24 protein-coding genes are annotated in these 25,727 nt (G+C 41.9%); 12 read left to right on the top strand and 12 right to left on the bottom strand.

Annotated elements, in window-relative coordinates; genetic code table 11:
• Window positions 1–3 precede the first annotated feature (3 nt).
• A complete protein-coding gene (locus tag B5Y40_RS06100) occupies window positions 4–1,674 on the bottom strand; it encodes a TolB family protein (RefSeq protein ID WP_079685792.1) in 1,671 nt (556 codons plus the stop codon).
• A 146-nt stretch (window positions 1,675–1,820) separates the two neighbouring features.
• Between B5Y40_RS06100 and B5Y40_RS06095 the strand changes: the two genes are divergently transcribed.
• A complete protein-coding gene (locus tag B5Y40_RS06095) occupies window positions 1,821–2,834 on the top strand; it encodes a helix-turn-helix domain-containing protein (RefSeq protein WP_079685791.1) in 1,014 nt (337 codons plus the stop codon).
• Between the two features lie 36 nt (window positions 2,835–2,870).
• The gene (locus B5Y40_RS06090) at window positions 2,871–4,217 is read left to right on the top strand and encodes an FAD-binding oxidoreductase (protein ID WP_079685790.1); all 1,347 of its coding nucleotides are present in this window, start codon (window positions 2,871–2,873) and stop codon (window positions 4,215–4,217) included.
• A gap of 75 nt (window positions 4,218–4,292) precedes the next feature.
• Here the strand turns inward: B5Y40_RS06090 and B5Y40_RS06085 are convergent, their stop codons facing one another.
• The 6 genes from B5Y40_RS06085 to tcmP form a co-directional block, all read right to left on the bottom strand.
• Window positions 4,293–5,348: an acyltransferase family protein gene (locus tag B5Y40_RS06085; RefSeq protein WP_079685789.1), complete on the bottom strand. Its 1,056-nt coding sequence runs from the start codon at window positions 5,346–5,348 to the stop codon at window positions 4,293–4,295.
• A gap of 1 nt (window position 5,349) precedes the next feature.
• Window positions 5,350–5,940: an ankyrin repeat domain-containing protein gene (locus B5Y40_RS06080; RefSeq protein ID WP_079685788.1), complete on the bottom strand. Its 591-nt coding sequence runs from the start codon at window positions 5,938–5,940 to the stop codon at window positions 5,350–5,352.
• A gap of 135 nt (window positions 5,941–6,075) precedes the next feature.
• The gene (locus B5Y40_RS06075; protein ID WP_143785629.1) at window positions 6,076–6,720 is read right to left on the bottom strand and encodes a hypothetical protein; all 645 of its coding nucleotides are present in this window, start codon (window positions 6,718–6,720) and stop codon (window positions 6,076–6,078) included.
• A gap of 1 nt (window position 6,721) precedes the next feature.
• Window positions 6,722–7,225: an RNA polymerase sigma factor gene (locus B5Y40_RS06070; protein WP_079685786.1), complete on the bottom strand. Its 504-nt coding sequence runs from the start codon at window positions 7,223–7,225 to the stop codon at window positions 6,722–6,724.
• Between the two features lie 579 nt (window positions 7,226–7,804).
• On the bottom strand, window positions 7,805–8,410 hold the full coding sequence (locus B5Y40_RS06065) for a DUF3109 family protein (RefSeq protein ID WP_079685785.1): 606 nt from the start codon (window positions 8,408–8,410) through the stop codon (window positions 7,805–7,807).
• Between the two features lie 76 nt (window positions 8,411–8,486).
• Window positions 8,487–9,311, bottom strand: coding sequence for a three-Cys-motif partner protein TcmP (gene tcmP / locus B5Y40_RS06060; RefSeq protein WP_159453616.1), 825 nt, complete (start codon window positions 9,309–9,311; stop codon window positions 8,487–8,489).
• Window positions 9,312–9,414: 103 nt separating this feature from the next.
• On the opposite strand from tcmP, the gene B5Y40_RS06055 reads away from it, so the two are divergent.
• From B5Y40_RS06055 to murA, 4 genes are all read left to right on the top strand, one after another.
• Window positions 9,415–11,673, top strand: a complete 2,259-nt coding sequence (locus B5Y40_RS06055) for an ATP-dependent helicase (RefSeq protein WP_079687101.1) — start codon at window positions 9,415–9,417, stop codon at window positions 11,671–11,673.
• A gap of 207 nt (window positions 11,674–11,880) precedes the next feature.
• The gene (locus B5Y40_RS06045) at window positions 11,881–12,297 is read left to right on the top strand and encodes a type II toxin-antitoxin system VapC family toxin (protein ID WP_079685782.1); all 417 of its coding nucleotides are present in this window, start codon (window positions 11,881–11,883) and stop codon (window positions 12,295–12,297) included.
• Window positions 12,294–12,986, top strand: coding sequence for a DUF4290 domain-containing protein (locus B5Y40_RS06040; RefSeq protein ID WP_079685781.1), 693 nt, complete (start codon window positions 12,294–12,296; stop codon window positions 12,984–12,986). Before B5Y40_RS06045 ends, B5Y40_RS06040 begins: the two co-directional genes overlap by 4 nt.
• Window positions 12,987–13,069: 83 nt before the next feature.
• On the top strand, window positions 13,070–14,374 hold the full coding sequence (gene murA, locus B5Y40_RS06035) for a UDP-N-acetylglucosamine 1-carboxyvinyltransferase (protein ID WP_079685780.1): 1,305 nt from the start codon (window positions 13,070–13,072) through the stop codon (window positions 14,372–14,374).
• On the opposite strand, the gene B5Y40_RS06030 is transcribed toward murA, so the two are convergent.
• From B5Y40_RS06030 to B5Y40_RS29765, 4 genes are all read right to left on the bottom strand, one after another.
• On the bottom strand, window positions 14,371–15,069 hold the full coding sequence (locus B5Y40_RS06030) for a hypothetical protein (protein WP_079685779.1): 699 nt from the start codon (window positions 15,067–15,069) through the stop codon (window positions 14,371–14,373). The two genes, murA and B5Y40_RS06030, sit on opposite strands and share 4 nt — an antisense overlap.
• Window position 15,070: 1 nt before the next feature.
• On the bottom strand, window positions 15,071–15,754 hold the full coding sequence (locus B5Y40_RS06025; protein ID WP_079685778.1) for a hypothetical protein: 684 nt from the start codon (window positions 15,752–15,754) through the stop codon (window positions 15,071–15,073).
• A gap of 88 nt (window positions 15,755–15,842) precedes the next feature.
• Entirely contained in the window at window positions 15,843–16,610 is a 768-nt protein-coding gene (locus tag B5Y40_RS06020; protein WP_079685777.1) for an exodeoxyribonuclease III, read from the bottom strand.
• A 135-nt stretch (window positions 16,611–16,745) separates the two neighbouring features.
• The gene (locus B5Y40_RS29765; protein ID WP_185145720.1) at window positions 16,746–16,907 is read right to left on the bottom strand and encodes a hypothetical protein; all 162 of its coding nucleotides are present in this window, start codon (window positions 16,905–16,907) and stop codon (window positions 16,746–16,748) included.
• A 230-nt stretch (window positions 16,908–17,137) separates the two neighbouring features.
• On the opposite strand from B5Y40_RS29765, the gene hisS reads away from it, so the two are divergent.
• From hisS to B5Y40_RS05995, 5 genes are all read left to right on the top strand, one after another.
• Window positions 17,138–18,511, top strand: coding sequence for a histidine--tRNA ligase (gene hisS, locus B5Y40_RS06015; protein ID WP_079685776.1), 1,374 nt, complete (start codon window positions 17,138–17,140; stop codon window positions 18,509–18,511).
• 78 nt (window positions 18,512–18,589) lie between these two features.
• Entirely contained in the window at window positions 18,590–20,089 is a 1,500-nt protein-coding gene (gene hutH, locus B5Y40_RS06010; protein WP_079685775.1) for a histidine ammonia-lyase, read from the top strand.
• Window positions 20,086–22,029 carry a T9SS type B sorting domain-containing protein gene (locus B5Y40_RS06005; RefSeq protein WP_079685774.1) on the top strand — a complete coding sequence of 648 codons (1,944 nt, stop codon included), beginning with the start codon at window positions 20,086–20,088 and terminating at the stop codon, window positions 22,027–22,029. The genes hutH and B5Y40_RS06005 overlap by 4 nt, the downstream gene beginning before the upstream one ends.
• Window positions 22,030–22,130: 101 nt before the next feature.
• The gene (locus tag B5Y40_RS06000) at window positions 22,131–22,466 is read left to right on the top strand and encodes a YbaB/EbfC family nucleoid-associated protein (RefSeq protein WP_079685773.1); all 336 of its coding nucleotides are present in this window, start codon (window positions 22,131–22,133) and stop codon (window positions 22,464–22,466) included.
• Window positions 22,463–23,467, top strand: coding sequence for a glycosyltransferase family 2 protein (locus B5Y40_RS05995; protein ID WP_079685772.1), 1,005 nt, complete (start codon window positions 22,463–22,465; stop codon window positions 23,465–23,467). Before B5Y40_RS06000 ends, B5Y40_RS05995 begins: the two co-directional genes overlap by 4 nt.
• Here the strand turns inward: B5Y40_RS05995 and B5Y40_RS05990 are convergent.
• On the bottom strand, window positions 23,464–23,691 hold the full coding sequence (locus B5Y40_RS05990; protein ID WP_079685771.1) for a PspC domain-containing protein: 228 nt from the start codon (window positions 23,689–23,691) through the stop codon (window positions 23,464–23,466). The genes B5Y40_RS05995 and B5Y40_RS05990 overlap by 4 nt on opposite strands.
• A gap of 192 nt (window positions 23,692–23,883) precedes the next feature.
• Between B5Y40_RS05990 and B5Y40_RS05985 the strand changes: the two genes are divergently transcribed.
• Window positions 23,884–25,659: a tetratricopeptide repeat protein gene (locus tag B5Y40_RS05985; RefSeq protein WP_079685770.1), complete on the top strand. Its 1,776-nt coding sequence runs from the start codon at window positions 23,884–23,886 to the stop codon at window positions 25,657–25,659.
• Window positions 25,660–25,727: the final 68 nt, after the last annotated feature.

Below are 25,727 nucleotides of genomic sequence, written 5' to 3'. Positions count from 1 at the left end.
TAGCTATTTTTTCTTCAAGGACAATATGCGTGCATCTATCCTGTATACATCTTCACGCCCGATTCGTCTGTCAATACCAGAAGGCCATGCTGTACGCGTAAAGTAAAAATATTTACCATCCGGACTCATGGCCGGTTGAAAGTCATTAACATCGGTATTGACTTCGGGGCCTAAATTTTGCGGTATACTCCACGTTTCGTTTTCGTTGTAACTGATGTATAGATCAAAGGCTCCAAACCCATCTGGACGATCTGACATAAAGATCATATAGCTCTCATCAGGCGCAATCCAGGGATTCGATTCGGAGACATCTGTATTGATGCCTTCCACTTTTACAGGCTCTTGCCATTCACCGTTTACACGTACTGACTTGTATATATCACACTTACTACTTCCACGTTCTGATGAGAAATATAGCGTGCCCTGATTGCTTGTAGTAGCGAAGTACTCGCCATATCCATTGTTGTTTACTTTTCCGGGAAGTGGATAAGGCTTTCCCCAACCATCAGCCGTTTTATCACTTATCCACAGGTCTTTGGATTTGTCTTCTACAGTGAAAATCATTTTACTACCATCGGGTATTATAAAGGGCAATCCGGTAAACGGAAAATTCTCCGAGAACGGAACCACCGAAGGCTCAGACCATTTTCCATTGATTAATGTAGATTGAAATAGCTTTACAACGGAACGGTTACTGTTCGACCGCGCTACATATACCGTCTTGCCATCCGGTTCAAAGGCAACGCTCATGGTGTTCCCCGTTGAGATCAATCCATCTTCAAAGATGGTTGCTTTATACATCACGCGTTGTTTCAAAGATTGTACAGGGAGATATACTTTGTACAAGTCTTCCTTAAAGCGTTTCTTCTTATCGAGGCGCGCAAAGTATAGTGTATCTTCTCCCGGAAGCATAAAGGGACAAAACTCGGAGATAGATGAGTTTACATTATTTCCCAGATTCCAGGGCTTTGTCCATTTTCCCCCGATATTAAAACTTATATACAGATCGTTATCACCGTAGTTTCCATCGATTTCCGTTGAGAAGATCAGAAAGCTTTCATCGTGCGCTATAAATGGATTTGTATCGTAATGGGTGGTATTGATCGTCATGCCTATGTTTACCGGCACTTGTCTCACACCATCTTTCAAGGTTGACGAAAAGATATCGAGTTTGCCATAGCTTCCTTTCCGCCCTGAGCCAAAGTATAGTGTACGCGAGTCGGTTACGGATGCAAAAGATTCCGAGCTATCGGAGTTAACAACATTACCGAGATGCTGCGCCTCACTCCATCCCTTCTCCGTTTTTGAAACCATCCAGATATCAAATTGCTTGCTGACAGAACCTCCCGGAGTGACCGGCCGGTTCGATTGAAAATATACCTGCTTGCCATCCGGCGTAATAAACGGATCGATGTCTTTCCACACACCAGGTTTTGATGAAAAGGATGCGGTAACAGGTTTCTGCCATTTCCCTTTTTTCCTGGTGACACTATAAATGCTCAACGTATCGCGTCCACCATGCGACCACACATAGAAAGCCTGGTCGCGGGCTTTGTTCATCGAAAATCCAAACGTTTCATTTTTGGGGTGCGGTGTATCGGTGATGCGTATAGCCTGTGCGAACAGAATTTGTGAAAAGATCAGAGAACATCCCGCGAGAATCAGTTTCTTCATACTTATTTTTTGAGCGTAAGTAGGCACCTGAATGATTGATTATCTTTCAGATTTATAAACCTGAACTACTTTTTTCAGCAATAAAAAGGACATTTTACCAAAACCTCGTGTGCTGAGAATCGTTATCCTGAACAACGCTTTACATTATGACATCAGCCATTATGGTCCTCCTGGGAGGTTATGGAATTCTTCAGAGCCTGTTTCTGAGTATATATGTTCTAACATCACAACTCCGGAAAGTAACCGCGAACCTGATCCTGGTCGCATTGAATCTCTTTCTGATTTTCTTCCTGGCAGATTCGCTTTACCTGTTCCTGGCCGATGGCAACAGTCTTCACTTTAACAGTATATCGTTAACATCGCTGGCGTTGATCGGTCCGCTTACGTTTTTTTACAGTCGCGCGTTTCTAAACTCAGATTTCAAAGCAGGCTTTACGGAACTGATCCAGTTAATCCCTCCCTTCCTTCCGCTTGTTTACCAGATGAATGTTTGCAGGCTTCACCTCCTGGCCATTGCAGGCTATATCATCCTATATATAGTTGCCAGCAGCATTCTTGTTTATCATACGGAATCACCCTCCCGAAAAAAAATCTGGCTCTATGCCCTACTCGGCAGTATGGGTACCGTTGTATTGCTGCTCACATTTTTCTCCATGAATTTTCTTTGCATCATCGGCATTTCGATCGGCTTCTCCATTATGGTTTATCTAATCAGCTACCTGAGCATTCGTTTTTACAAGGAGCTTTTCGAACCTATAGCAAAGAAAAATAATCACCCCAAGGCGATTGTCCAGGAGACGCGCGCACTTTTCGAACAATTGTCGGAAGAGATTCTTTCCAAAAAGCTATTTAAAGACCCCGAGCTCACACTACCCAAACTTGCTACGCTGACCAATATGCACACGCATAAACTGTCTCATATCATTAATCAGGAAACAGGAACAGGCTTCCCGGAGTATATCAACTCATTACGTTTGGATGAAGTAAAAAAAATACTACGCGAAACCGATATGAAAGTAGCGGCCGTTGCTTTTGAATGTGGCTTTAACAGCTTGTCATCCTTCTATACCTACTTCAAGAAAAAAGATAGAATGACTCCCAGTGAATTTAGATCGTTACCGGAAGTTGATCTGGAGACTTCGGTCAATCAATCGGAATAAACTGTTATTTTCGCATCGTCTATAGTTTGTTAAAATATGCACCCTCAAGAAGAAACCCTCTCCGGCTGGGGAAATATCCCTGCCAACACCAGTAAAGTTGTTTACCCGCGCACCATTCAAGATGTAAAGGGAACATTGACCCTCGATAAACTTCTGCCTCGCGGTCTTGGTAGAAGTTATGCCGATCAGGCTACGAACCTGAATCGCTCCGTTGTGAAAATGGAAAAACTCAATCGCTTTATTTCATTCGATCAAGAGAAAGGTATATTAGAATGTGAAGCTGGTGCGAACCTCGAAGACATCATTCAATATCTTGCTCCACGCGGATGGTTCCCGATGATTACTCCGGGCACAAAGTATATAACGATTGGCGGTGCTATAGCCAACGATGTTCATGGCAAAGCGCATCATGCCGATGGCTCCTTTGTAAATTGTGTTTATGATTTCACGATCATGCTTGCGGATGGCCGCATTCTAAAAGCGAGTCGCGAAGAAAACAGCGATCTCTTCTGGGCTAATTTTGGCGGACTCGGGTTGCTGGGTACAATTCTCACGGCCAGAATTCAACTTCGAAAAATTGAGACAACGTATTTTGTACAGAAAGCTGTGGCTGCCAAAAATCTGGATGCCATGCTTGACGCTATAGATGAAAGTGATAAAGACTACAGCTCCTCCGTTGCGTGGCTTGATTCAATGGCAAAGGGAGCAAGCCTCGGTCGCGGTGTGTTAACAATGGGCAATCATGCTAAACTTGCCGACCTCCCTGCAAATCTTAAAGCTGATCCGCTAAAGCTTGGCAAGAAAGCTAAACTCAGCGTTCCTTTTTATCTGCCGAGCTTTTCACTGAATACACTTTCCGTTAAAGTTTTAAATACTGCGCTATATATCATGCAAAAGGGTGGCAAACCCATTGCGCATTACGACAAGTTTTTTTATCCGTTGGATATGATCAACAACTGGAATCGAGGCTATGGCAAGCGTGGCTTTATACAATACCAGTTTGTTATACCGATGGAGAATGGCAGAGAAAATATCAGAAAGATCCTTACAGAGATAACGAAAAGTAATTGCGTTCCCTTTCTGAATGTACTCAAGAAATTCGGTAAAGGTCAGGGAGGATTATTGTCCTTCCCGTTTGAAGGCTATACTTTCGCGATTGACTTTCCGATCAAAGATCAACTGAAGCCCTTTACACAGAAGCTCGACCAGATGGTATTGTCTATGGGAGGACGTATATATTTAGGTAAAGACGCTTACCTGGATGAAGCCACTTTCAAAGCAATGTATCCACAGTACAAGGAATGGCTTGAGATCAAACGGAAATATGATCCCAACAATGTCTTTAGCTCTGACTTGTCACGCAGGATTGGCTTAGAATTATAATTCACACTATATACCATGACGATGGCATTCGCTCCACCGTCATGGTCTCTATATACTTGCTATTCACTCCGCACATCATTTTTTCATCTTCAACCCGAATAGAGGTCTGATGATATTTATTCTTCGAATGAACAATTCATAAAACACAAAGCACCCTATAGCCGTAAACAGCAATACGAAAGTAAACTGAAGCTGTACGGCTATCGTCAGCGGAAATATGAGCATCGATCCCAGGAACAGAAATATCATATGCAGTATATATACCGGGTATGCAGCCTCACTCAGGTAACGCAGCGTTCTACCGGGATGGTTCAGATATTTATAGCCAAATGCGAAAACTGAAAAGATCCAGACACAAGACTCGATAGCCAACAGATGAGCAGGCACATGCATTTGAAATTGAGTTAACCGATACCTAAAAAGTATACTGGCCACTATCAAAAACAGCCATCGCCATTTCAACATCATGTTCCAAAAAACCGGACCGCTTAACACAAAGCAAAAACCAAAGAAAAACGCCAGCAGCCCAAGTACAAACCCGTGCCAGGTCATAGCATACATTTCATAAGGATGCGGATCAATAAATACTACTTCCGCTATAAATGTTAGGATAATCACCAGCAGGCCAAGCGGATTACTCAAAAGCCTTTTTATACCGATAACAATTCGTCCTTCTTCATTTTTTTTCAGATAAAAGAAAACTGGTAACAGAATCACAACATAAGCAAAGATATTCCCTAAAAACCATAAGTGCGCTGGTCCGTAAATATAGTTTGACGGCAATTGGTAGTAATGTTGCCATATATATACGTGAATGGGGGCAATTACAAAAATACCAAACACGAAGGGTATAAGAAGCCGGCCTCCACGCTCTATGAGTAGTTGTTTCCAGTTTCTATTCTGAATCGCAAAATATACTCCCATACCGGATACAAAAAACAAAAGCGGAATTCGCCATACATTTAGCATCGTCATGGGAATCCACAAAGATTCCCATGTGCCCTTGCTTACTATAAATCCAATCATAATACCCCAGGCTTGAAAACCGATTGCTACATGATACACGAGGAGTAAACCTATAGTGATCACCCGTAACCAATCAATGTCGTATCGTCTGCTATATGCTTGCATATTACTTCAACATTGCGGCAATCTCCGGTCTCGTTTTTTCTATATAGGGAAAGTCAAGCACAAGCCCCATGGGCGCAAGCATTTTTCCCAGCATCTCATATGTACTCTTCACATCTTTGAATTCACCGGCAACAGATTCATACGCGGTGCTGTTGTATTTATTTTTTATAGACTTATCTGCTTTCTTGTCCAGCAACAACTTTACAATTTCTGGTCGGCAAAAAAATGCAGCTGTATGCAATGCCGTTGAACCATCATTATTCTGAAAGTTGAGATCAGCCCCGGCATCGATCAGTATTTTAGCCATTTCAGTTTTACCGAACAGTGTCGCAGAGATCAGAGGACTTGAACCTCCGAACGGGTCCTTCTCATTTATATTGGTGCCGGCCGCTATATGTTGTTTAAGTGCCTCTATATTTCCACTGATAACTGCAGTGTGAATATCAATTTTCGGTGCTTTACCCTTTGATGCCGTAGCCGTGTTTTGCTGCGCAGAAACTTTCTTCTCTGTACAGGCTCCGAGCATCAATACGGTTGCTAAAAAGATGATTGTAATAATAGATGCTCTGGAATTGTTTTGTTGAGTTTTCATAGTTTTTAGTAATGGTTAAGACATAGATTTATCAGCATCACTCATATTTGTGAATGAAGTACAATACGATTATAACATGGTATATCTGAAGCGTCAGGTTTCCGGCTGACCTGACGAGGTATATAGGATTAAAGACTACTCGTCTTTTTTATAGTTTTCTATTTCCTGAAGAAACGAAGACGCCTGTTGTAATTTTTCAGCACCAAACCATTTATCAACACGCTTTACCCAATGCTCAGATTTATTCTTGTCAGATAATTTGCTGAACAAGTAAACAGACAATGTTGTAAGAATCGCTACTACTGAAAGGTTAATAGCCCAAAACAAAAAACCTCCACTCCTCACAAGTTCCTCAGTATACCACCAGGTGCAGTAAAATGGAGTTTGTAAAAGAAGCACACGCCCCACCTGGCTATACGATGTTTGCACCTGGATCAATTTAGTTTGCGTGTCCGTGATACTTCCTGCTATATCTATCTGATTCAACATGATGATATGACGAAGGTATAGCGCCACAGCGAATATGTTGAAGAGTATAATCATGCCTACCGAAACTGTGAAGAAAATATTGGAATGCGCATGATATAGTATAAATCCCAAAAATAGTATCCACACTATACCGAAGAGCATAACGGCTAAATGGTTCCTCTTAAAAGAGCGTATCTTTGACTCTGCCTTCTCCGTTTGAATGGCACTGAGTTGCAGCTTGTTGATCTGTAAAATCTTATCGATTTTTTTATCGTATCCCTGCCAGATTTTTTTCAAGTCGAGCTCGTCCATATCATTCATTCGTTAATGAAAATCTCTTTTTTAGCTTCTGTTTGATGCGATCTACTTTTGTAGACACATTCGATTCACTTAGCCCCAGAATATCCGCTATCTCCTTTTGACTTTTCTCCTCCAGGTATAAAATGATCAGCGCCCGGTCCAACTCCTTTAGCTCGGAAATAAATTGCTGAAGCTGATAGAGCTGCCCTTCTGTTTCACTCGGTTCATCGTCTGGTATAATTTCTATTAAATCGTCAGAAAGAATTATAGTAACGTTCTTTCTCCTGGAATCTCTTCTGTAAAAAGATATAGCCACATTCAACGCCACGCGATACATCCAGGTGGAAACTTTAAATGCCTGATCATACGAAGGAAAGGACCTCCACAACTGAATGATAATTTCCTGAACGAGATCTTTTCGCTCATCGGCATCTTTACAATAAGCATTCGCCACCTTATAGATAATTCCCTTGTGCTGCGTAATGAGCATTTCGAAATTAGTTTGAACAGGGTTCATGCCGGTAAAGTGAAGTTACCAGTGCTATATAAATCAAGGAGCCAGACTCGTTCAGACAACTTCATCTCCAAGTAGCAAATGTATATACATGCTATAATCAAAGTAACGCTCAATATCATAGAGAACTCTATCATCTTATTTTACTCATTATTCGCAGACATAAGTTAAATCTCACAAAATCCTCAAAATTTATTTTTTTGGTGATCCAGTAAATATGGTGCAGTTATTACGACATAATGCTGCTGCGAATTGAGAAACCTCTCGATTCGTATTGATTCGATTTTAACGTCATTAATAACAGCAATCAAATATCAGTAATAAATTATTGATAAACAATAAATAAAACATGAAATACAATAATATTAAAACTACTTCAAAGTTCAGAATTCGAGTAAAACGCTAAATTCCGGGGCAAATAGGCGTAAAAAAACACGGTCTTGAGTATCAACCGTGTTTGCTATATATATGATGTAAATTATTTGATCGGGATTATCCGCGAGAGTGGGGTGAAGATATGTTTAGATATATATCTTCAATTATTGATACGTAGTAAACGGGAGTATAAATAGTAATCGTGAATCACTCCTTACTTTTCTTCGTCTTGGGTTTTTCTTTAGGCTCTTGTGGAGTTTCGATTACCTGCACAAGTTCAGTATACCATTTCTCCCCGTACTTACGAATCAATGGATCTTTCAGGAATTTATATACCGGTACTTGTAATTCTTTTCCGAGCGCACATGCAGGCGAGCAGATGTGCCATTTATGGTAGTTCAGCGCTTCAAAATTTTTCTTAGACGTAATGCGTATCGGGTATAGATGACAGGAGATCGGTTTCTTCCAACCAATTTTACCATCCAGATATGCTTGCTCGATGCCACACTTCAAAATACCTTTCTTATCATAGATCGCATAAACACATTCGCGACCATCGATTACGGGTGTGCACAAATCACCATCATCATCTGTAGTATGCGTGCCTTCCTTCTCTATTACTTTGATACCTTCTTTGGTCAGGTATGGCTTTACAATGGGATATATTTCTTCAAGGATAGCCAGTTCATCTTCATCCAGCGGTGCACCGAAATCACCCTCCACACAGCACGCACCTTTACACTTATCCAGGTTGCAGACAAATTCCTTTTCTACAACATCATCTGATACGAGTACCTCTCCGATTTTTATCATACTGCAAAGTTACAATTTTAGACGAATGTATATTGAATGCTGTGCTATTCGATTTACGATTTCCTCAACGCTGCTGTCACCACAATTCAAACTGCACGTGCTCACTTTCATTTACGGCGTTCAATACAGCTTTTGTAGAGAACTTTTTAGAGAAGAAGCCTATATAGTAAGCGGGCAACTCCATGAGCCGTGATTCCACTTTATGAACTGAGAGTGCTGTGTTCAACCCCAACACAAGCATGTTGTTCTGGTAAATGCGTACGATGTGTTTATAAAACTGTTGGTTGCTTTGCACAGCCGCCAAACGTTGCAGGTCGGCAATGCCCAGGTATTGTTTTATTTTCTCGCGATGTTCTTCCAGGTAATAAGCATGACTCATGCGCTGATTCATCATCCACGTAAAAGGCATCAGAAAGCTGAAACCTATAGAAGCAAGTTTGTCGATGGTTGTATATGGAATCTCGAATGAAAACGGATCCACAATACAAAGCACTGCTGTTTTATTGCCACGCGTCTGTGGAATCAGCGATTGTAGTTTACCCGCTAAATCATCAACCGGTTCATCGAGTATCGTTACATTTTTATTTCGGAAGTAATGTGCTACACGGCTCTGCAATGCATATACCTGATCGTGATCGCGCTCACAAAAAATCCATCGCGATATTGGAAGGTTTGCTGACAACAACGACAGACATGGGCTTGCAAAAATTTCTTTTTGATGTCCAAAAGAAAACAATCCGCTTCCTGAACACAAGTCAACCAACACAATGTCATCAACTCTTCCGGCTGCATTTGCAATGAATGATTGCACGTAACGTTCGATGAGCTGAACCTTTACTTTAAACCACGGTTCTACTGCCGTAATGCTTAGTCCATCGGACTGAAAAAATGGAACTTGCACAGGAGGTTTATAGTTCAATTAAAAAGATTTTCTCAAAAGTACTGAAGGTTGAAATTGATTAAAAGGAAGTCAACCTTTAATGTTTAATTTGCGCCCTGATATGATTGATTATTTAGACACTCTTAACGAACCGCAGCGCGAAGGCGTACTTACAACCGATGGACCATGCATGCTTATTGCAGGAGCTGGCTCTGGAAAAACACGAGTATTAACATATCGCATTGCTTATCTTATTCAACAAAAAAATGTTGATCCGTTCAGCATCATGGCGTTGACCTTTACAAACAAGGCTGCCAAAGAAATGCGCGAGCGGATTGAAAAAGTTGTCGGTCATGATGCCCGTAATTTATGGATGGGAACTTTTCACTCGGTGTTCTCAAGAATCCTGCGTGCAGAAGCACATCACCTGGGCTATCCGCATGACTTTACCATTTATGATTCTGATGATTCTAAATCACTCATCAGAAATATTGTAAAGGAAATGGGACTTGACGATACAGTCTATAAACCCAACACCGTATATAGCCGCATCTCGGCCGCTAAAAACAGATTGATCAGCTGGGAAGATTATCTGCGCAATGCAGAGTTGATGGGCGATGATGCAGCAAATCTTCGCCCGGAGATCGGGAAGATATATAAAACATACGCCATGCGCTGCTTCAAGTCTGGCGCGATGGATTTTGATGATCTGTTGTTCAACACCGATAAACTTTTTAAAGAACATCTCGAAGTGTTGAATAAATATCAGCACCGGATTGAATATGTATTGGTGGATGAGTTTCAGGACACCAACCTGTGTCAGTATTTTATTATTCGCAAGCTTTCTTCCGTAAAGGAAAATGTTTGCGTGGTGGGCGATGATGCGCAAAGTATCTATGCGTTTCGTGGTGCCGATATCACGAACATCCTGAACTTTGAACGCGACTATCCTGATCTGAAAGTAATAAAACTGGAACAGAACTATCGTTCCACTCAAAATATAGTGCAGGCTGCTAACTCGGTGATCAAACGAAACCGTGCACAGCTTCCTAAAAATGTATGGACTGCCAATGAAGAGGGCAATCTGATTGAACTGATCAAAGCTGTTTCTGATAATGAAGAAGGACGCCTGGTGGCTACTTCTATATTTCAGGAGAAGATGCAGCATCAAATGAAGTTTAGCGACTTCGCGATTTTATATCGCACGAATAGTCAATCGCGTGCTATAGAAGAAGCGCTCCGAAGAATGAACATCAAGTATAAAGTTGTTGGTGGGCTTTCATTCTATCAGCGTAAGGAGATCAAAGACCTCCTCGCCTATTTGCGCTTTACCATGAATCAACAGGATGAAGCATCCTTCCGGAGAATTATCAATTTACCCAAGCGTGGCATTGGCGATTCTACAGTTGATAAAATTGTAGTGGCGGCAAATGATCATGGAACTTCCATTTGGGAGATTTTACAAAATGCTACTCCGTTTGTGGGTGGAAGAGCTGCTGGCCCTATAGATGATTTCGTGGCGATGATTAAACGTTTTTCGTTGGAGACACAACGTAAAGATGCTTATGATGCTGCGTTTGAAATTGCAAAAGGTTCTGGTTTGCTTCGCGAACTATATGAAGATAAAACAGTAGAAGGATTAAGCCGCTACGAAAACGTTCAGGAATTATTGAACGCGATCAAAGAATATGTAGACGACCCGGAGCGTCAGGATAAAACATTGGGTTCTTTCTTACAAGAGGTATCGCTCGTTACCGGTCAGGACGAGGACAAGGATAAAGATCCCGATAAGGTAACGCTTATGACCATTCACATGGCGAAGGGACTTGAGTTCAAGTATGTATATATGGTGGGGATGGAAGAGGATCTTTTCCCTTCTCAGATGATGATCAGTAGTCGGGCAGAACTGGAAGAAGAGCGAAGATTATTTTATGTAGCGATCACACGTGCACAGAAGAGATTGTTCTTGTCCTATGCCTTGACGCGTTATCGTTTTGGACGTTTGAAGAATTGTGAGCCAAGCCGTTTTCTGGATGATGTAGATCAAAGCTTCATCAAGGTGAGCACCAAGTTTGCTGGTTTGGAATCCGCTCCGCCAAGCAGTCAGTATGCAAAGAACCTCGTAACCGGAATCAAGAAAACAATTGCCTCTGCTCCGGCTGCTCCGAAGCCAACAACCTATAAAGCTCCTGCAGACTTTACTCCGAGTGATACTTCCGCTTTGAAAGAAGGCATGAAAGTGGAGCATCCGAAATTCGGTTTTGGAACAGTCTTGCAAATGGATATGTCGGGGGCAGACCGCAAAGCGAAGATCAATTTCACAGAAATCGGTGAAAAAACGCTGCTGTTAAGCTTTGCCAAGCTTCGGATCATAGAAAACTGATTTTGTCATTTTTATATATTCCTGTAGATTTGTTACAAGTGGAGACTAAAAAGAACATACTTAAAACTTCCAGGCCTAAGACTTCTTCTAAAAGCCGTTTGACCGAAAAACAAAAGAAGGCCTTGAAATTATTAGAAGACCTGAAAGGTATAGGGACTGGTGTGTGGAAAGAAGATGCACAGGAGTATGTAAATCGACTAAGGAGTAATGACAGGTTCTAAAGCATTTATTGATACAGCTCCTATAATTTACCTTGTCGAACAAAATCCTGAGTACTTTGAAGCGGTGAGTTTATTCTTTGCAGATTCAATCCGTAATAATATAGCTTTAACAACGAGCGTTTTAACGACTGCTGAAGTTGAAATTAAACCTCGGAAGCTTGGCAAGAAAGATCTCACGATTAAGTTTGAAAAAACTATAAAATCGCTTTTTGAAGTCTATCCAATTACTTGGGAAGTTGCACAAATATCCGCTACATTGCGAGCGAAATACTCCTCCCTTAGGGCGATTGATTCTCTTCAGATAGCCTGTGCCTTGCACAAAAAATGTGGCACCTTTGTTACAAATGACAAACGCCTCAGGATAATTAAAGAAATACCAATAGTACTTATCAAGAATTTATGATCGGAGAATATAACAGCCAACGTCCGGGTATCATTTTAAAAGAATACGGACGTAACGTTCAGAAGCTGGTGGAATACATCAGAAGTATACCTGACAAAGAAAAGCGTACGGAGCTTTCCTATACATTGATTGAGCTCATCAAACAACTTACTCCTTCCATCAAGGAGCAAGGCGATGACCCGCAACGTATGTGGGATGATCTATATATCATTGCGGATTTCAACCTGGATGTAAACAATCCTTTCCCTATACCAGAGCGTGAGATTCTTTTCAAAAAGCCGATGAAGGTTGAGTATCCTCAAAGCAATATCCGCTTTAAGCACTATGGCAAGAACATAGAGAAGCTTGTGAAGGAAGCATTGAAAAAAGAAGATCCGCAAGAGCGCCAGGATGCCATTATATACCTGGGCAAATTGATGAAAACTTTCTACGCTAACTGGAACAAGGAGCCGTTGGATGATTCTGTTATACTTCGCGATATAAATCAAATGTCGGGTGGTGCATTAAACATGACCATCGATAAAATACGTGAAGACAATCTGTTCGAGAAATTATATAAAGAACGCAAGAAAGCCAGACCGCAGAGCAGTGGTGGCCATCAGCATCAAAGACCTGGAGGACATCGCCCGTTCAACAAGAACAAAGGCGGTGGTGGTGGACAGAACTTCCGTAGAAGAAGAGATCAGTAAAAAGATCTGTCTTAAATCAGAAAAACCAATCGGTCAGGTACGATTTTGTCAATTGAATCATTGATAACTGTTATTGCTTTTAGATGAGTGTATTCAAAATAAAAGGCGGGAAGAAACTAAAAGGTGAAATCATTCCGCAAGGCGCCAAGAATGAAGCCTTACAAATTGTAAGTGCTGTTCTTCTTTCATCAGAACCCATTACAATTCATAACATCCCGGACATCGTGGATGTCAACAAGCTGATCGAATTGATTGGAGACCTCGGGTGCAAAGTTGAGAAACTGGGAACAGGTTCATATCGCTTTGCAGCATCCAACATTGATACTAACTTTTTAGAAACAGAACAGTACCGTAAAAAAGCGGCTGCGCTTAGAGGTTCCGTTATGTTACTCGGTCCTATCCTGGCTCGTTTCGGTAAAGCAAGTTTACCAAAACCAGGTGGTGATAAAATTGGCAGACGCAGATTAGATACTCACTTCCTGGGTTTCCAGAAGCTTGGAGCAAAATTTAATTTCGATTCCAGCGAACATCTTTTTCACATCGATGCCTCTGAATTAAAGGGCTGCTATATGCTGCTCGATGAGGCTTCGGTTACCGGAACAGCCAACATTGTAATGGCTGCTGTACTAGCAAAAGGTACGACTACTATATATAACGCTGCTTGTGAGCCTTACCTTCAGCAACTGTGTATGATGCTGAACCGCATGGGTGCCAAGATCAGTGGTGTAGGATCAAACCTGCTCACCATTGAAGGCGTTACCAAACTTGGTGGCACTGAACATACCATGCTGCCGGATATGATTGAGATCGGAAGTTTTATCGGGTTGGCGGCAATGACGCAATCTGAAATCACGATCAAGAACTGCCGCATTGATATGCTAGGCGTTATTCCGGAAACCTTCAAGCGATTAGGAATCAAGATGGAATTCCGTGGTGATGATATATATATACCATCGCAGGAACGCTACGAGATCGAAACCTTCATTGATGGGTCTATATTAACCATTGCCGATGCGCCATGGCCTGGATTTACACCCGATCTTGTAAGTATAATTTTAGTGGTAGCAACACAAGCCAAAGGCTCTGTACTCATTCACCAGAAAATGTTTGAAAGCCGTTTGTTCTTCGTAGATAAACTCATTGACATGGGTGCGCAAATTATACTCTGCGATCCTCATCGGGCTAACGTCATTGGACTTGAGCGCAAGCAACAACTAAAAGGAATTAAAATGTCGTCACCGGATATCCGTGCAGGCGTTTCCTTGTTGATTGCAGCACTGTCGGCCAGCGGCACCAGCGAGATTTCCAACATCGAACAAATCGATCGCGGTTATCAAAACATTGAAGGTCGCTTGAAAGCACTGGGCGCTGAAATAGAACGAGTTTAGTTCTTTACAATAATTTCATTGATATAACGGAACAGCATCGCGAGATGCTGTTCGTCTTTTAGACTAAGGTTATTCTTCTTTATATAGGCGTCCACCTCTCCTGCGTACTCAGGAAAAGCACTTTGAATTGATTTCCTGTTTTTAAATTCCAGCAACAGCTTCCCTTCTATCAGCATGAAGTATTTCTGATCATCCAGGAATACATCGTGTTCACGACCTGCACTATAGGCACCGCTATAGTTTGCTTCCTTAAAAATCTTGATATTCTTCTTAACGAGTTGAACTTTGCCTTTCACCAATTGCTGATAGTAAAGTTGTTTACCTTCTTCATTGATGATCTTCTTGAAATATAGGGAATCAGTACCTGTCCATAAACTAAACCGGTCTACTACATTTCTACTGATCACATATTCACTGGCCCCGCGCTTTACGATCAACTCATTCGCGAAAGCATCGAAGTTTACTTTGGGTTGTACCGCTGCGCGATTATCCGTTGTATAAATTTTACCTGTAACAAATTCCGGAAGTATAGTGACTTGTCCTTTTACGCCCTTATAGCGATTATCAAATGTCCGCGCAGAGTAATTGCCGCCTCCCAACATATCGAGATTGGTTCTTGATTCTACTGTGGCATCTTGTGCCAGGGAAGGTGAAGCTATAGCCAATAGCAGCAATAAGTATATATACCATTTCATACTATAATAGGGAGTTTATATGCGTGAACATCTTAAGCAGATCTACAGAATCTTTAAAATTGATATGATTATCTTTTACAAAGTCGCTCACATCCACTCCATGCGCGGCTTTTAATTCATCAACGAATGTCTTTTTGTTTTTAATTTCTACAGGAACACTTTCACCAGATTGCCAATAGTATGTAACCGATTCTTCAAACTGGCTATATACTTTCCCCGAGCTGTAAGCTCCGGTATGGTTGGCTTGCTTTATACTTTTAGAATTGAGCTTATAAAGTTTCAACCTTCCCTTTAGCAACTCTTCACAGAATTTCTCTCCGTCTTTGAATTGTACTTTAACGAAATATAGCGAGTCCTCCACATTCAAAAGTACAAAGCTCTTCACCATACTTCTTGAGACAACAACATCCAGATTGTTTCTTCTAACTACGAGCTCATCACTGAAGATATCATAATTCACCAGGGGATGTACAACCTCTCTTCCGCGACTCAGTGTAATTTTCCCTGGCACATACTGTTCAAATAATGTAGGGTATCCTTCCACTCCCTTGAACCGGTCATCGAAAGAGCGAAACATCTCACTACCTGAAGCGAGTGACTGAAGATTGGAAAAGCCATCCGACCCACCGATCTGTGAAAATGACAGGAATGGAAAAAAGAGTAACAGTAAAAGGCTATAGCGCATATAGCATGAGGTTTGGATTAATAGAAACTGTAACCTCTTCAAGATACAATTCCTGCTATACTTTTACTATCAAAAAATATTGATGGAGTTACAATTCTATCTGAAGGGCTACGGGACAATGATCTGACCCCAAATACTGATTATAGATGGCCGCATCTTTTACTTTATCGATCAACGATTCAGATACCAGGAAGTAGTCGATCCGCCAACCTACATTCTTTGTACGGGCATTGAAGAGGTAATTCCAATAGGTATATTTCACCTGCTCCGGGTAGAAGCGTCTGAAGGTATCGATGAAACCCGATTCGAGTAAACGGGTGAAGCCGTCAATTTCACGCTGGGTATAACCTGCAGATTTATTATAGTTCTCTTTCGGACGAGCAATGTCGATGGCCTGATGTGCAACGTTAAAATCACCACAGGTAATAACAGGCTTTCTTCGCGTTAACCAGTTTACGTATTCTCTAAACTCTTTATCCCAACGTTCGCGGTAATCGAGTCGCGCAAGACCTTCGCCAGCATTCGGAGTATATACAGTTACCAGAAAAAATGTAGGATACTCAGCAGTGATAACACGTCCTTCCTGGTCGTGCTCTTCCTGTCCCATATCATACGTTACCTGAATCGGTTCTTCTTTTGAAAGAATGGCTGTACCTGAATAGCCTTTACGTGCCTTTGACGAATTGATATATACATGATAGCCCGGCAACAATTCCAGTGCTGAACGCACCTCTTCCACTGCAGCTTTTGTTTCCTGAAAACAAAGAATATCCGGATCCATTTCCTTGACATCCTTTAAGAAATCCTTCTTGATGATTGAGCGTATTCCGTTTACGTTCCAGTTTACTAAATGCATGAATGAAGACGTTAGATGTTAGACGTGAGGTTGGAAGTATACCTCCACCAAACTCAATGCTATTTACTATTCGGGAGGAAAACAAAAAAGCCCTGCACGTTCATGCACAGGGCTTCTTGTTATGCTGTCACCAGATTAAGCTTTCTTCGCAGCCTTAGCTTTGAATTCTTCTTTAATCTGTTCGATGTCTACGTTCTTGATAACCGGTTTAGCATTCTGGATTTTAAGCGATTGGCGTCTTACAGCTGATTTCGCTTTATCTTTACGGTTTTTTCTCTTAAGTCTTGTTACGGCCATGGCACTATTCTTTAAAAGGAGCGCAAAAATAACCTCGTTTTTCTGAATTGCAAAGTGTTAATCTATTTTTTTATTAAATCCATTACACCGAGTTCGCGAAGAAAAACACAAAGGTCCACCAAGAAAATCCTTTCGTGCTTCTCTGTGGCTCCTCTGTGTTCTTTGTGTCATGGATTTCAAACCATCGTCCTTCAATTCCTCAATTTCCTGTTTAGCTTTGCGGCCACATTATGGAAAAACCAACATTACCTAAAGGAACACGCGATTTCGGGCCGGCTGTAATGGCTAAGCGCCAATTCATTTTCGAGAACATAAAAAAGGTATTTCAGAAATATGGTTTTCAGCCACTGGAAACTCCCGCCATGGAAAGTGTAAAAACGCTTACAGGGAAATATGGCGATGAAGGCGACAAGCTTATTTACAAGATTCGAAGCAACAAGAATCTCTTAGAACACTATCCTCAACTACAAGACTGCGATTGTCTTCGAAGTGTTTACAACTCCAATTGGATTCCAATGGCGTCCGATAAAGCTCTTCGTTACGACTTGACTGTGCCATTTGCTCGCTATGTCGTAATGAATAGAAACGAGATTAGTTTCCCTTTTAAACGTTATCAAATACAACCAGTATGGAGAGCTGACAAGCCCCAAAAAGGAAGATATAGGGAGTTCTATCAATGCGATGCTGATGTTGTGGGCACTGATTCCCTGATCTGCGAAGCTGAGATCATTCTCATGATCAAAGAAGTATTCAAGGCTATAGGTATCACAGACTATACTATAAAAATAAATCACCGTGGTATACTCTCGGGTATAGCAGAGCATGTAAAAGCAGAAAACGAAACTTCTCTATTCGTAGCTATTGATAAGCTGGATAAGATTGGTGAAGAGGGTGTGAAGAATGAATTGCGCGGTAAAGGCTTCGATGAAAAAAGTCTGACAACACTTTTCCATATTCTGAATGTAAAGGGATCACTCACAAACAAGATCGCTTTCCTGGCTGCAACACTTGACACCACGCAACATGGCATGAAAGGATTGAGAGATCTGCAAGAGGTATCCAACATCCTGAAAAGTTATGGTGCTACCGATGAACATGTAGAGTTTGATATAGCGCTCGCCCGCGGACTAAGCTATTATACTGGGTGTATCTTCGAAGTAAAGATCAACAACGTATCCATCGGTAGCGTAAGCGGTGGTGGCCGATACGACAACCTTACAAAAGCATTTGGAGATAAAGAAAACTTGTCGGGAGTTGGCTTTTCATTTGGTGTCGATCGCATCTACGATGCCATGGAGGAACTACAACTATTTCCAAAGGACGCACAGATTTCATCGAAAGTATTGATCTGCCATTTTGACGATGAGAGCTTTCATTATGGCTTGGGAGTGCTTACCAAACTTCGTGCTGCCGGTATAGCTTCAGAGATCTATCCCGATCAATCCAAACTAAAAAAGCAACTCGACTTTGCCAACAAAAAGAGTATTCCGTATACGATCGTGATTGGATCAGAGGAAGTTAAAAGCGGCGAACTAGCCATTAAGAACATGGAGAAAGGCGAGCAGGAGAAACTTACCATAGATCAAATCATCTCCAAACTATAAATTAAGATTCAGCTTCAGGTTAAGGTACTGGTTACTGTCGGCCTTAAACTTTACTTTTAAAATCTGATACTATATATCATGGCAGTACATTTCATATCCGGTAAGCAACTCACGCTTCACGACCTTTCATCGGTTCTGGCCGGAGAAATTACGCTGCAACTTTCCGAAGAAGCTAAGCATAAAATAATTCGCTGCCGCGAATACCTCGATCAAAAACTGGAAACATCGCGTGCGCCTATATATGGTATCAACACAGGTTTTGGCTCGCTCTATAATCGAAACATTTCGCATGATCAGCTAGAGAAGCTCCAGGAAAATCTCGTGAAGTCACATGCCTGTGGTACCGGCCCCGAAGTGCCTTCCGAGATTGTGAAGCTGATGCTTTTTCTAAAGGTACAGTCATTGGCATACGGGTATTCCGGTGTACAGCTCGTTACAACGGAACGGCTGCTGAACATGTTCAATGAGAATATATTTCCGGTTATATATGAGGCCGGTTCATTAGGTGCTTCCGGTGACCTCGCTCCACTTGCGCATCTTTCATTGCCATTGATAGGATTGGGAGAAGTATACTATAACAACGATCGGTTATCCGGATCAGATATCAATCAGCGTTTCAATTGGTCTGCTATACATTTTCAGGCGAAAGAAGGATTAGCGCTATTGAATGGCACACAGTTTATGAGTGCCTATGGAACATGGTGTACATTGCACGCCCACCGGCTGATGCATCTCACTAATGTTATAGCAGCGCTTTCGCTCGATGCTTTTGACGGACGCATCGAACCGTACCTGCAACAAGTGCATGCCATTCGTCCGCAAGCCGGACAAGTAAAGGTAGCCGCAGCAATACAAAAACTTTTGGAAGGCAGTGAACTCATCGTTCAACCCAAGAAGCATGTACAGGATCCATATTCTTTCAGATGTATTCCACAAGTACATGGTGCGAGTGCAGATGCTATAGGGTATGTTACAAATGTTATGCTCACTGAGGTGAATAGTGTTACGGATAATCCCAATGTTTTTCCGGATGATGACATGATTGTCTCTGCAGGTAACTTTCACGGACAGCCGCTTGCACTGGCATTGGATTTCCTATCTATAGCATTGTCAGAGTTAGGAAATATATCCGAGCGCAGAACTTACCAGCTTATTTCAGGTGTTCGCGATCTTCCAAATTACCTCGTAGCAAATCCGGGTATCAATTCCGGATTAATGATTCCACAATATACTGCTGCATCCCTGGTGAGTCAGAACAAACAGCTTGCATCACCGGCTTCTGTTGATTCGATTGTATCATCGAATGGACAGGAAGACCACGTGAGCATGGGGGCAAATGCTGCTACAAAAGCGTACCGGATTGTCAACAATCTTTACTCTATTCTGGCCATCGAACTCATTACTGCTGCACAGGCACTCATGTTTCGCAGGCCTTTAAAAACTTCTGCTTATCTTGAAGAGTTTGTTCATACTTTCCGCGATCATGTTCCGTTTATTGAAGATGACCGCGTATTACACAATGACATTAAAAAGGCGGAAATGTTTTTAAAGAAATTCCCGGTTAATTATCCCGCATGAGAGGCAAAGTATGTATTCTGTTTATAGTAGGTCTGCTCATCTCCTGGAAGGGCTGGTGTCAATATACCAGTACCAATAGTAAATTCACTGTTAATGAAGTCAAAGGTTGTACCGGATTAAACATTCAGGTAACACACAACGTATTACCTGCGTGTGGGAGCGGTGGTATTTTTTGCGTTATTGATTACGGAGACGGTCGCCCTGGCCAGCCTTTTGTGAATGGTGATATAGCCAACTACCCCACTGCCGGAAATTTCAAATTAAAAATTATATACTCTACCACCACTGTTGATAACGATAGTATACCTGTTTCCATAACAGCCAATGAACCTCCGGCATTTGAACCCTATTCATGCAATGGCAATCAAGTATCTGTGAAGGTGACGGAGAGTAACTATGCTTACTATATTTTCAACTATAACGATGCTACAGCCGAAGTAACAAAGCCCGCGAATTCTGCTACGGATATTCATACGTATGCTACATCTTCTGTACGCAACGTTTCTGTGCGCGGTTACAACGGTCCGGGTACTGCTGATAACTGCGTGAGCAATACATTGCCTGTAACGGTGGCTGCCGTATTACCAGCGGCTAAGATTTCACAGGTCGAGGTACTAAACACCACGGATGTGAAAGTTGATTTCGCCTCAGATCCTTCCATCCAATACCGGCTCATGATTGGCACCAACAACGCTACGAGCTTCCAACAGTATAAAACGATATATAGTCCCGCGGCAGCAACGCTTACAGAGACCATTCCGAACATCAGACCGGACGATAATTTTTATTGCTTCCGGGTAGATACTTATAATCCTTGTGGCAATAATGTGGCTGCCAGTTCACCGATAGTATGCAGTACAAACTTTGATGTGGCCGCGCAAAACAATCAGAACAATTTAACATGGAATACAGCTACTGCCTCGGGAGCACATCCGCTTGCCAGTTTTACGGTTGTAAAAAACAGTGCCGCTTTAACACCAACGCTCGCTGCCAGCCTGCGTGCGTATAGTGATACCGATGTAGTGTGCGGCACTTCATATACCTATAGGCTGGAGTCCAACTATCCCGGCAATGTTAAAAGTCTTTCGTTACCCAAAACGGTAACAGCATTCTCAACCGATATACCCGCTGCTATACAAAACATCAGTGCTGCTGTAAATCCTGCGGGCAATTCCGTGCAACTCTCCTGGGTGCAGGACCCGGCTTTCAATGCCGCGGAGTATACTATACTTAAATCTGAGAACGGAAGCTATACTCCGCGCAGTACCACTACACAAACAAACTTTACGGATGATCAATATAGTACCGGCTCAGGCTCTTGCTATAAGATACAGTATACAGATGCCTGCAACAATAAAAGCCTACAGAGTTTGGAAGCATGTCCTTTAGCCTTAACCGGAAATGTTCAAGGTGACAATGCCATCAACATCAGTTGGACACCTTATACCGGCTGGACGGGTGGTGTTAAGAATTACTTCATTGAAAAGTATAATGCAAATGGTGAATTGCTTCAAACGATCGATGCAGGCTCAAACACAAGTTACGCAGACAATGGACAGGATCTTGTAAACCAGGTATACCGATATATTATTTATGCTTACGCGAATGATGGCACGATAACTCAATCCGTATCGAACACGCTGGAGATGATCAAGCGTCCGAATATATTTTATCCAACCGGCTTTACACCCAACAACGATGGGCTCAATGATACCTTTACAGTCTTCGGACAATTTGTTACGAAGTTTGAAATGGGGATTTTTAATCGCTGGGGCGAGATGATGTATACCACTGAAGATATTGATGGAGCTGGTTGGGATGGCACCTACAAGGGGGCGCTCATGCCCGAGGGCACTTATGTTTTTAAAGCAACGATCACTGACCTTACCGGAAAAACCTTCGAACGTTCAGGCGCGATATTCCTGATTCATAAAAAATAAACAAGACGTAAGCACAACAACCAAGTGCAAGCGACTTCGTAAATCGAATTTACAATTTGTATTTTTGACCTTTCAAATTCGTACCTCGTAAATCGTACCTTATGTTTGACATGATGAAAATGATGGGCAAGATGAAAGAAGTTCAAGCCCGAATGAAAGAAGCGCAGGATAGTCTTGTTAACGTGCGCGCACAAGGCGAAGCTGGTGCCGGCATGGTAAAGGCAACTGTGAATGGTAAAAAGCAATTAGTAGCATTAGACATCGACCCTTCTCTATTGAAAGGCGATGATAAAATAATTGTACAGGATCTCATTGTTGCCGCTGTTAATAAAGCATCGGATGAAGCTGAGATTCTGGCGAAAGAAGAATTACGTAAAAGCACCGAAGGTTTACTGCCCAACATTCCAGGCTTAGATCTAGGCGGCCTGATGGGATGAGTCAGACGGCAGTCGTCATTCTGAATTACAACGGGGAGAAATTTCTAAGACAGTTTCTCCCCTCTGTTATTACACATTCTACAGGAGCGGAAATTATTGTTGCCGATAACGCTTCAACCGACCAGTCCGTCTCCATCCTTGAAAACGAATTCCCAACGATCCGAATCATCCGGCTCGATCGTAACTATGGTTTTTGTGGCGGGTATAACCGTGCACTTCAGCAAGTGAAAGCCGACTACTATATACTTCTGAATTCAGATATAGAAGTCACAACGGGGTGGCTGCAGCCGATGATCAATCTACTGGATACAAATCCGACAATTGCTGCAGTGCACCCTAAGATTCTCTCCTATCATCATCGACACTTATTTGAATATGCAGGAGCTGCAGGGGGATATATAGATACATTAGGATATCCGTTCTGTCGTGGAAGGATCTTTGATTATGTAGAAGAAGATAAAGGGCAGTATAACGATGTGCGCCAGGTATTCTGGGCAACCGGTGCGTGCCTCATGATTCGCTCAAAAGTATATCATCAGTTCAACGGCCTTGATGAAGATTTCTTTGCTCACATGGAAGAGATCGATCTCTGCTGGAAACTTCAGCGTGATCAGCAACAAATATACTATTGCGGCAATAGCACGGTGTACCATGTAGGGGCTGGTACTTTGGGATACGACAATCCGAAAAAGACATATCTTAATTTCAGAAATGGCCTATCGCTTATCTTCAAACATTTCGACACGGGAGAATTGCTCTATAAGTTTCCGTTACGGATTGCTTTGGATTTACTGGCAGCTCTTAATTATCTATTTAAGGGAAAGACTGGAAATGCAGGCGCAGTGATAAAGGCTCACTGGAGTTTTATAAATAGTATATCGAACAACTGGCGGAAGCGTCAGGAATTGCGTGAACACTACCCTCATTATATAAAGACCATGATATATCCGGGAATGATCATCGTGGACTTCTTCCTCCGCGGCAAGCGAAAGATCAATTAATAGTCCCAAATAGGTTTACGCTTACGCAGATGTTTGCGCATATTCATCACAAAAGCCAGGGAAAGATATACGATCAGCGGAGAGCCGAACGTTATAAAGGATGTATAAATAAAGAATAAACGGATACTGGAAGTCGCTACTCCCAGCTTTTCGCCCAGATGTGTGCATACTCCGAAAGCTTGTCTTTCAAAGAAATGCTGGATTTTATCGGTTAATTGGTTCATAGTGTCTTCGCATTTAAACTTTCAACTTGTCAAAAAGTTGATTTATCGAACAAAAATCCGGCTTACAAATATAACAGCCTCAGTCCCTTATTATTACCCCTCTCATCTTATTTTTTTGAGTATAATTGCAAAAAAATACACATAAGTATAGTTTTGCAACCTGTTTAAAATCAAACAATAAACCACAATCCAATGAGAAAAGTAGTTTACTCATGTCTGGTCCTCAGTACATTGACCCTTGCGGGATGTACGTTGCCCAAGATGGTGAAGATGTCGAAAGATCAGCAACTCACTGTTACACCCAATCCTCTGGAAGTTCACAAAGACACTGTGGCCTTCGAAATGGCCGCTAATCTCCCTGTTAAAATGTTGAAGAAAGGTACTGTTTATACAGTAAACAGCTTCTACAAATACGGAGATAAAGAACTTGCTCTGGATCCTATTCCATTCAAAGCTGAAGATTATCCTAATAGCAAGACCGAACAACCTAAAGTTACAAAAAGCTTCTCATTTGCTTATCAGCCTGCTATGAAGACTGGTACATTGGAAGTTGAAGGTGTTGCTTCTAAAGGTGAGAAATCAAAAGCATCTCCACGTCTTCCTGTAGCGACAGGAGTAATCACTACTTCTAAACTTGTTAAGCCAGTATATTTTGCAGCTTACGCAGGTCATGGTTATAACAACCAGGAAGAACTTGTTCCAGTTGTAATTCCTGATTTCATCTTCGAACAAGGTAGATCAGTACTGAGAACATCTGAAATTAAAAGCCCTAAAGGCAAGCAGTTAGATGCGTTCATCGCTTCTAAAAATGCTACCCGTACGGTAACGATCACTGGTACCCACTCACCTGAAGGTGCTGAGCGTATCAACAGCAAACTGTCTCCGGATCGTGCTGCTGAGATCGAAAAATTCTACCGTAAGGAAATGAAGAAGTACGATTACAAAGGTAAAGCTGATTCTATTCAGTTCATCCTGAAGCCTGTAATCCAGGACTGGGCACAATTCAAAGTTGAATTGGAAGCTTACACTGGCATCTCTTCTGAAGAGAAAGCAGAATACCTGAACATCATCAACGGTGGTGGTACTTTCGAAGATCAGGAAAAACAAATGAAAGGCTTGAAGACTTACAAGAAGATCTTCAAAGATGTATATCCTAAATTGAGAACTGCAAAAACTGAAATTCTTGTCGTAAAAGAGAAGAAGACAGATGCTGAGATCTCTGTTTTAGCAAAACAAGTAACACAAAATTCAGTAAGCGCTGATACACTTTCTTTCGAAGAATTGATGTATGCTGCTACGCTTACTCCTTCTTTAGATGAGAAAGCTGCAATCTACGAAGCTGCTACTAAAAAAGGCTCTAACTGGAATGCTCACAATAACTTAGGCGCTGTTTACATCGCTCAGGCTATCGAAAATCCTAGCAATGCTGCTGCTCTAGCTGACAAAGCTCAGGCTCAATTAGACCTTGCTGTTAAATTGAACGAAGCTCCTGAAGTTCACGCTAACCTTGCTTCTGTATCATTGTTGAAAGGCAACGCATATGCTGCTTACACACATGCAAGCCAGGCGCTTAGCGCTGGTTTAACAGGCGATAACGCTGCTGGTGTAAACGGTGTGAAAGGTGCTACTGAAATTGTAAAAGCTCAGTACGCTGCAGCCGTTAGCTCTGAATCTAATGCTACAGACAACGCAGACAACCTGTTCAACAAAGGTTTAGCACAAGTATTGAATAAAGATTACCAAAACGCTTTGACTTCTTTTAACGAAGCTATCAGCAAAAACAGCAACCTTGCTATCGCTCACTACGGTGCTGCTGTAGCTTCTGCAAGATTAGGTCAGGCAGACGGTGTGGTTAGTCACCTGACAGAAGCTGTTAAAACTGATCCATCTTTGAAAGAAGCTGCTCTTAGCGACCTTGAGTTCGCGAAATTTTCAGCTACTGAATCTTTCAGAAACGCATTGAAATAACAGAATCTCATTGGAATAACAATAGGTAGAAAACCCTTCCGAATGATCGGAAGGGTTTTTTATTTGCC

Source organism: Ohtaekwangia koreensis (assembly GCF_900167975.1).
Taxonomy (GTDB): domain Bacteria; phylum Bacteroidota; class Bacteroidia; order Cytophagales; family Cyclobacteriaceae; genus Ohtaekwangia; species Ohtaekwangia koreensis.
This window is presented reverse-complemented; position numbering and strand designations above follow the sequence as displayed.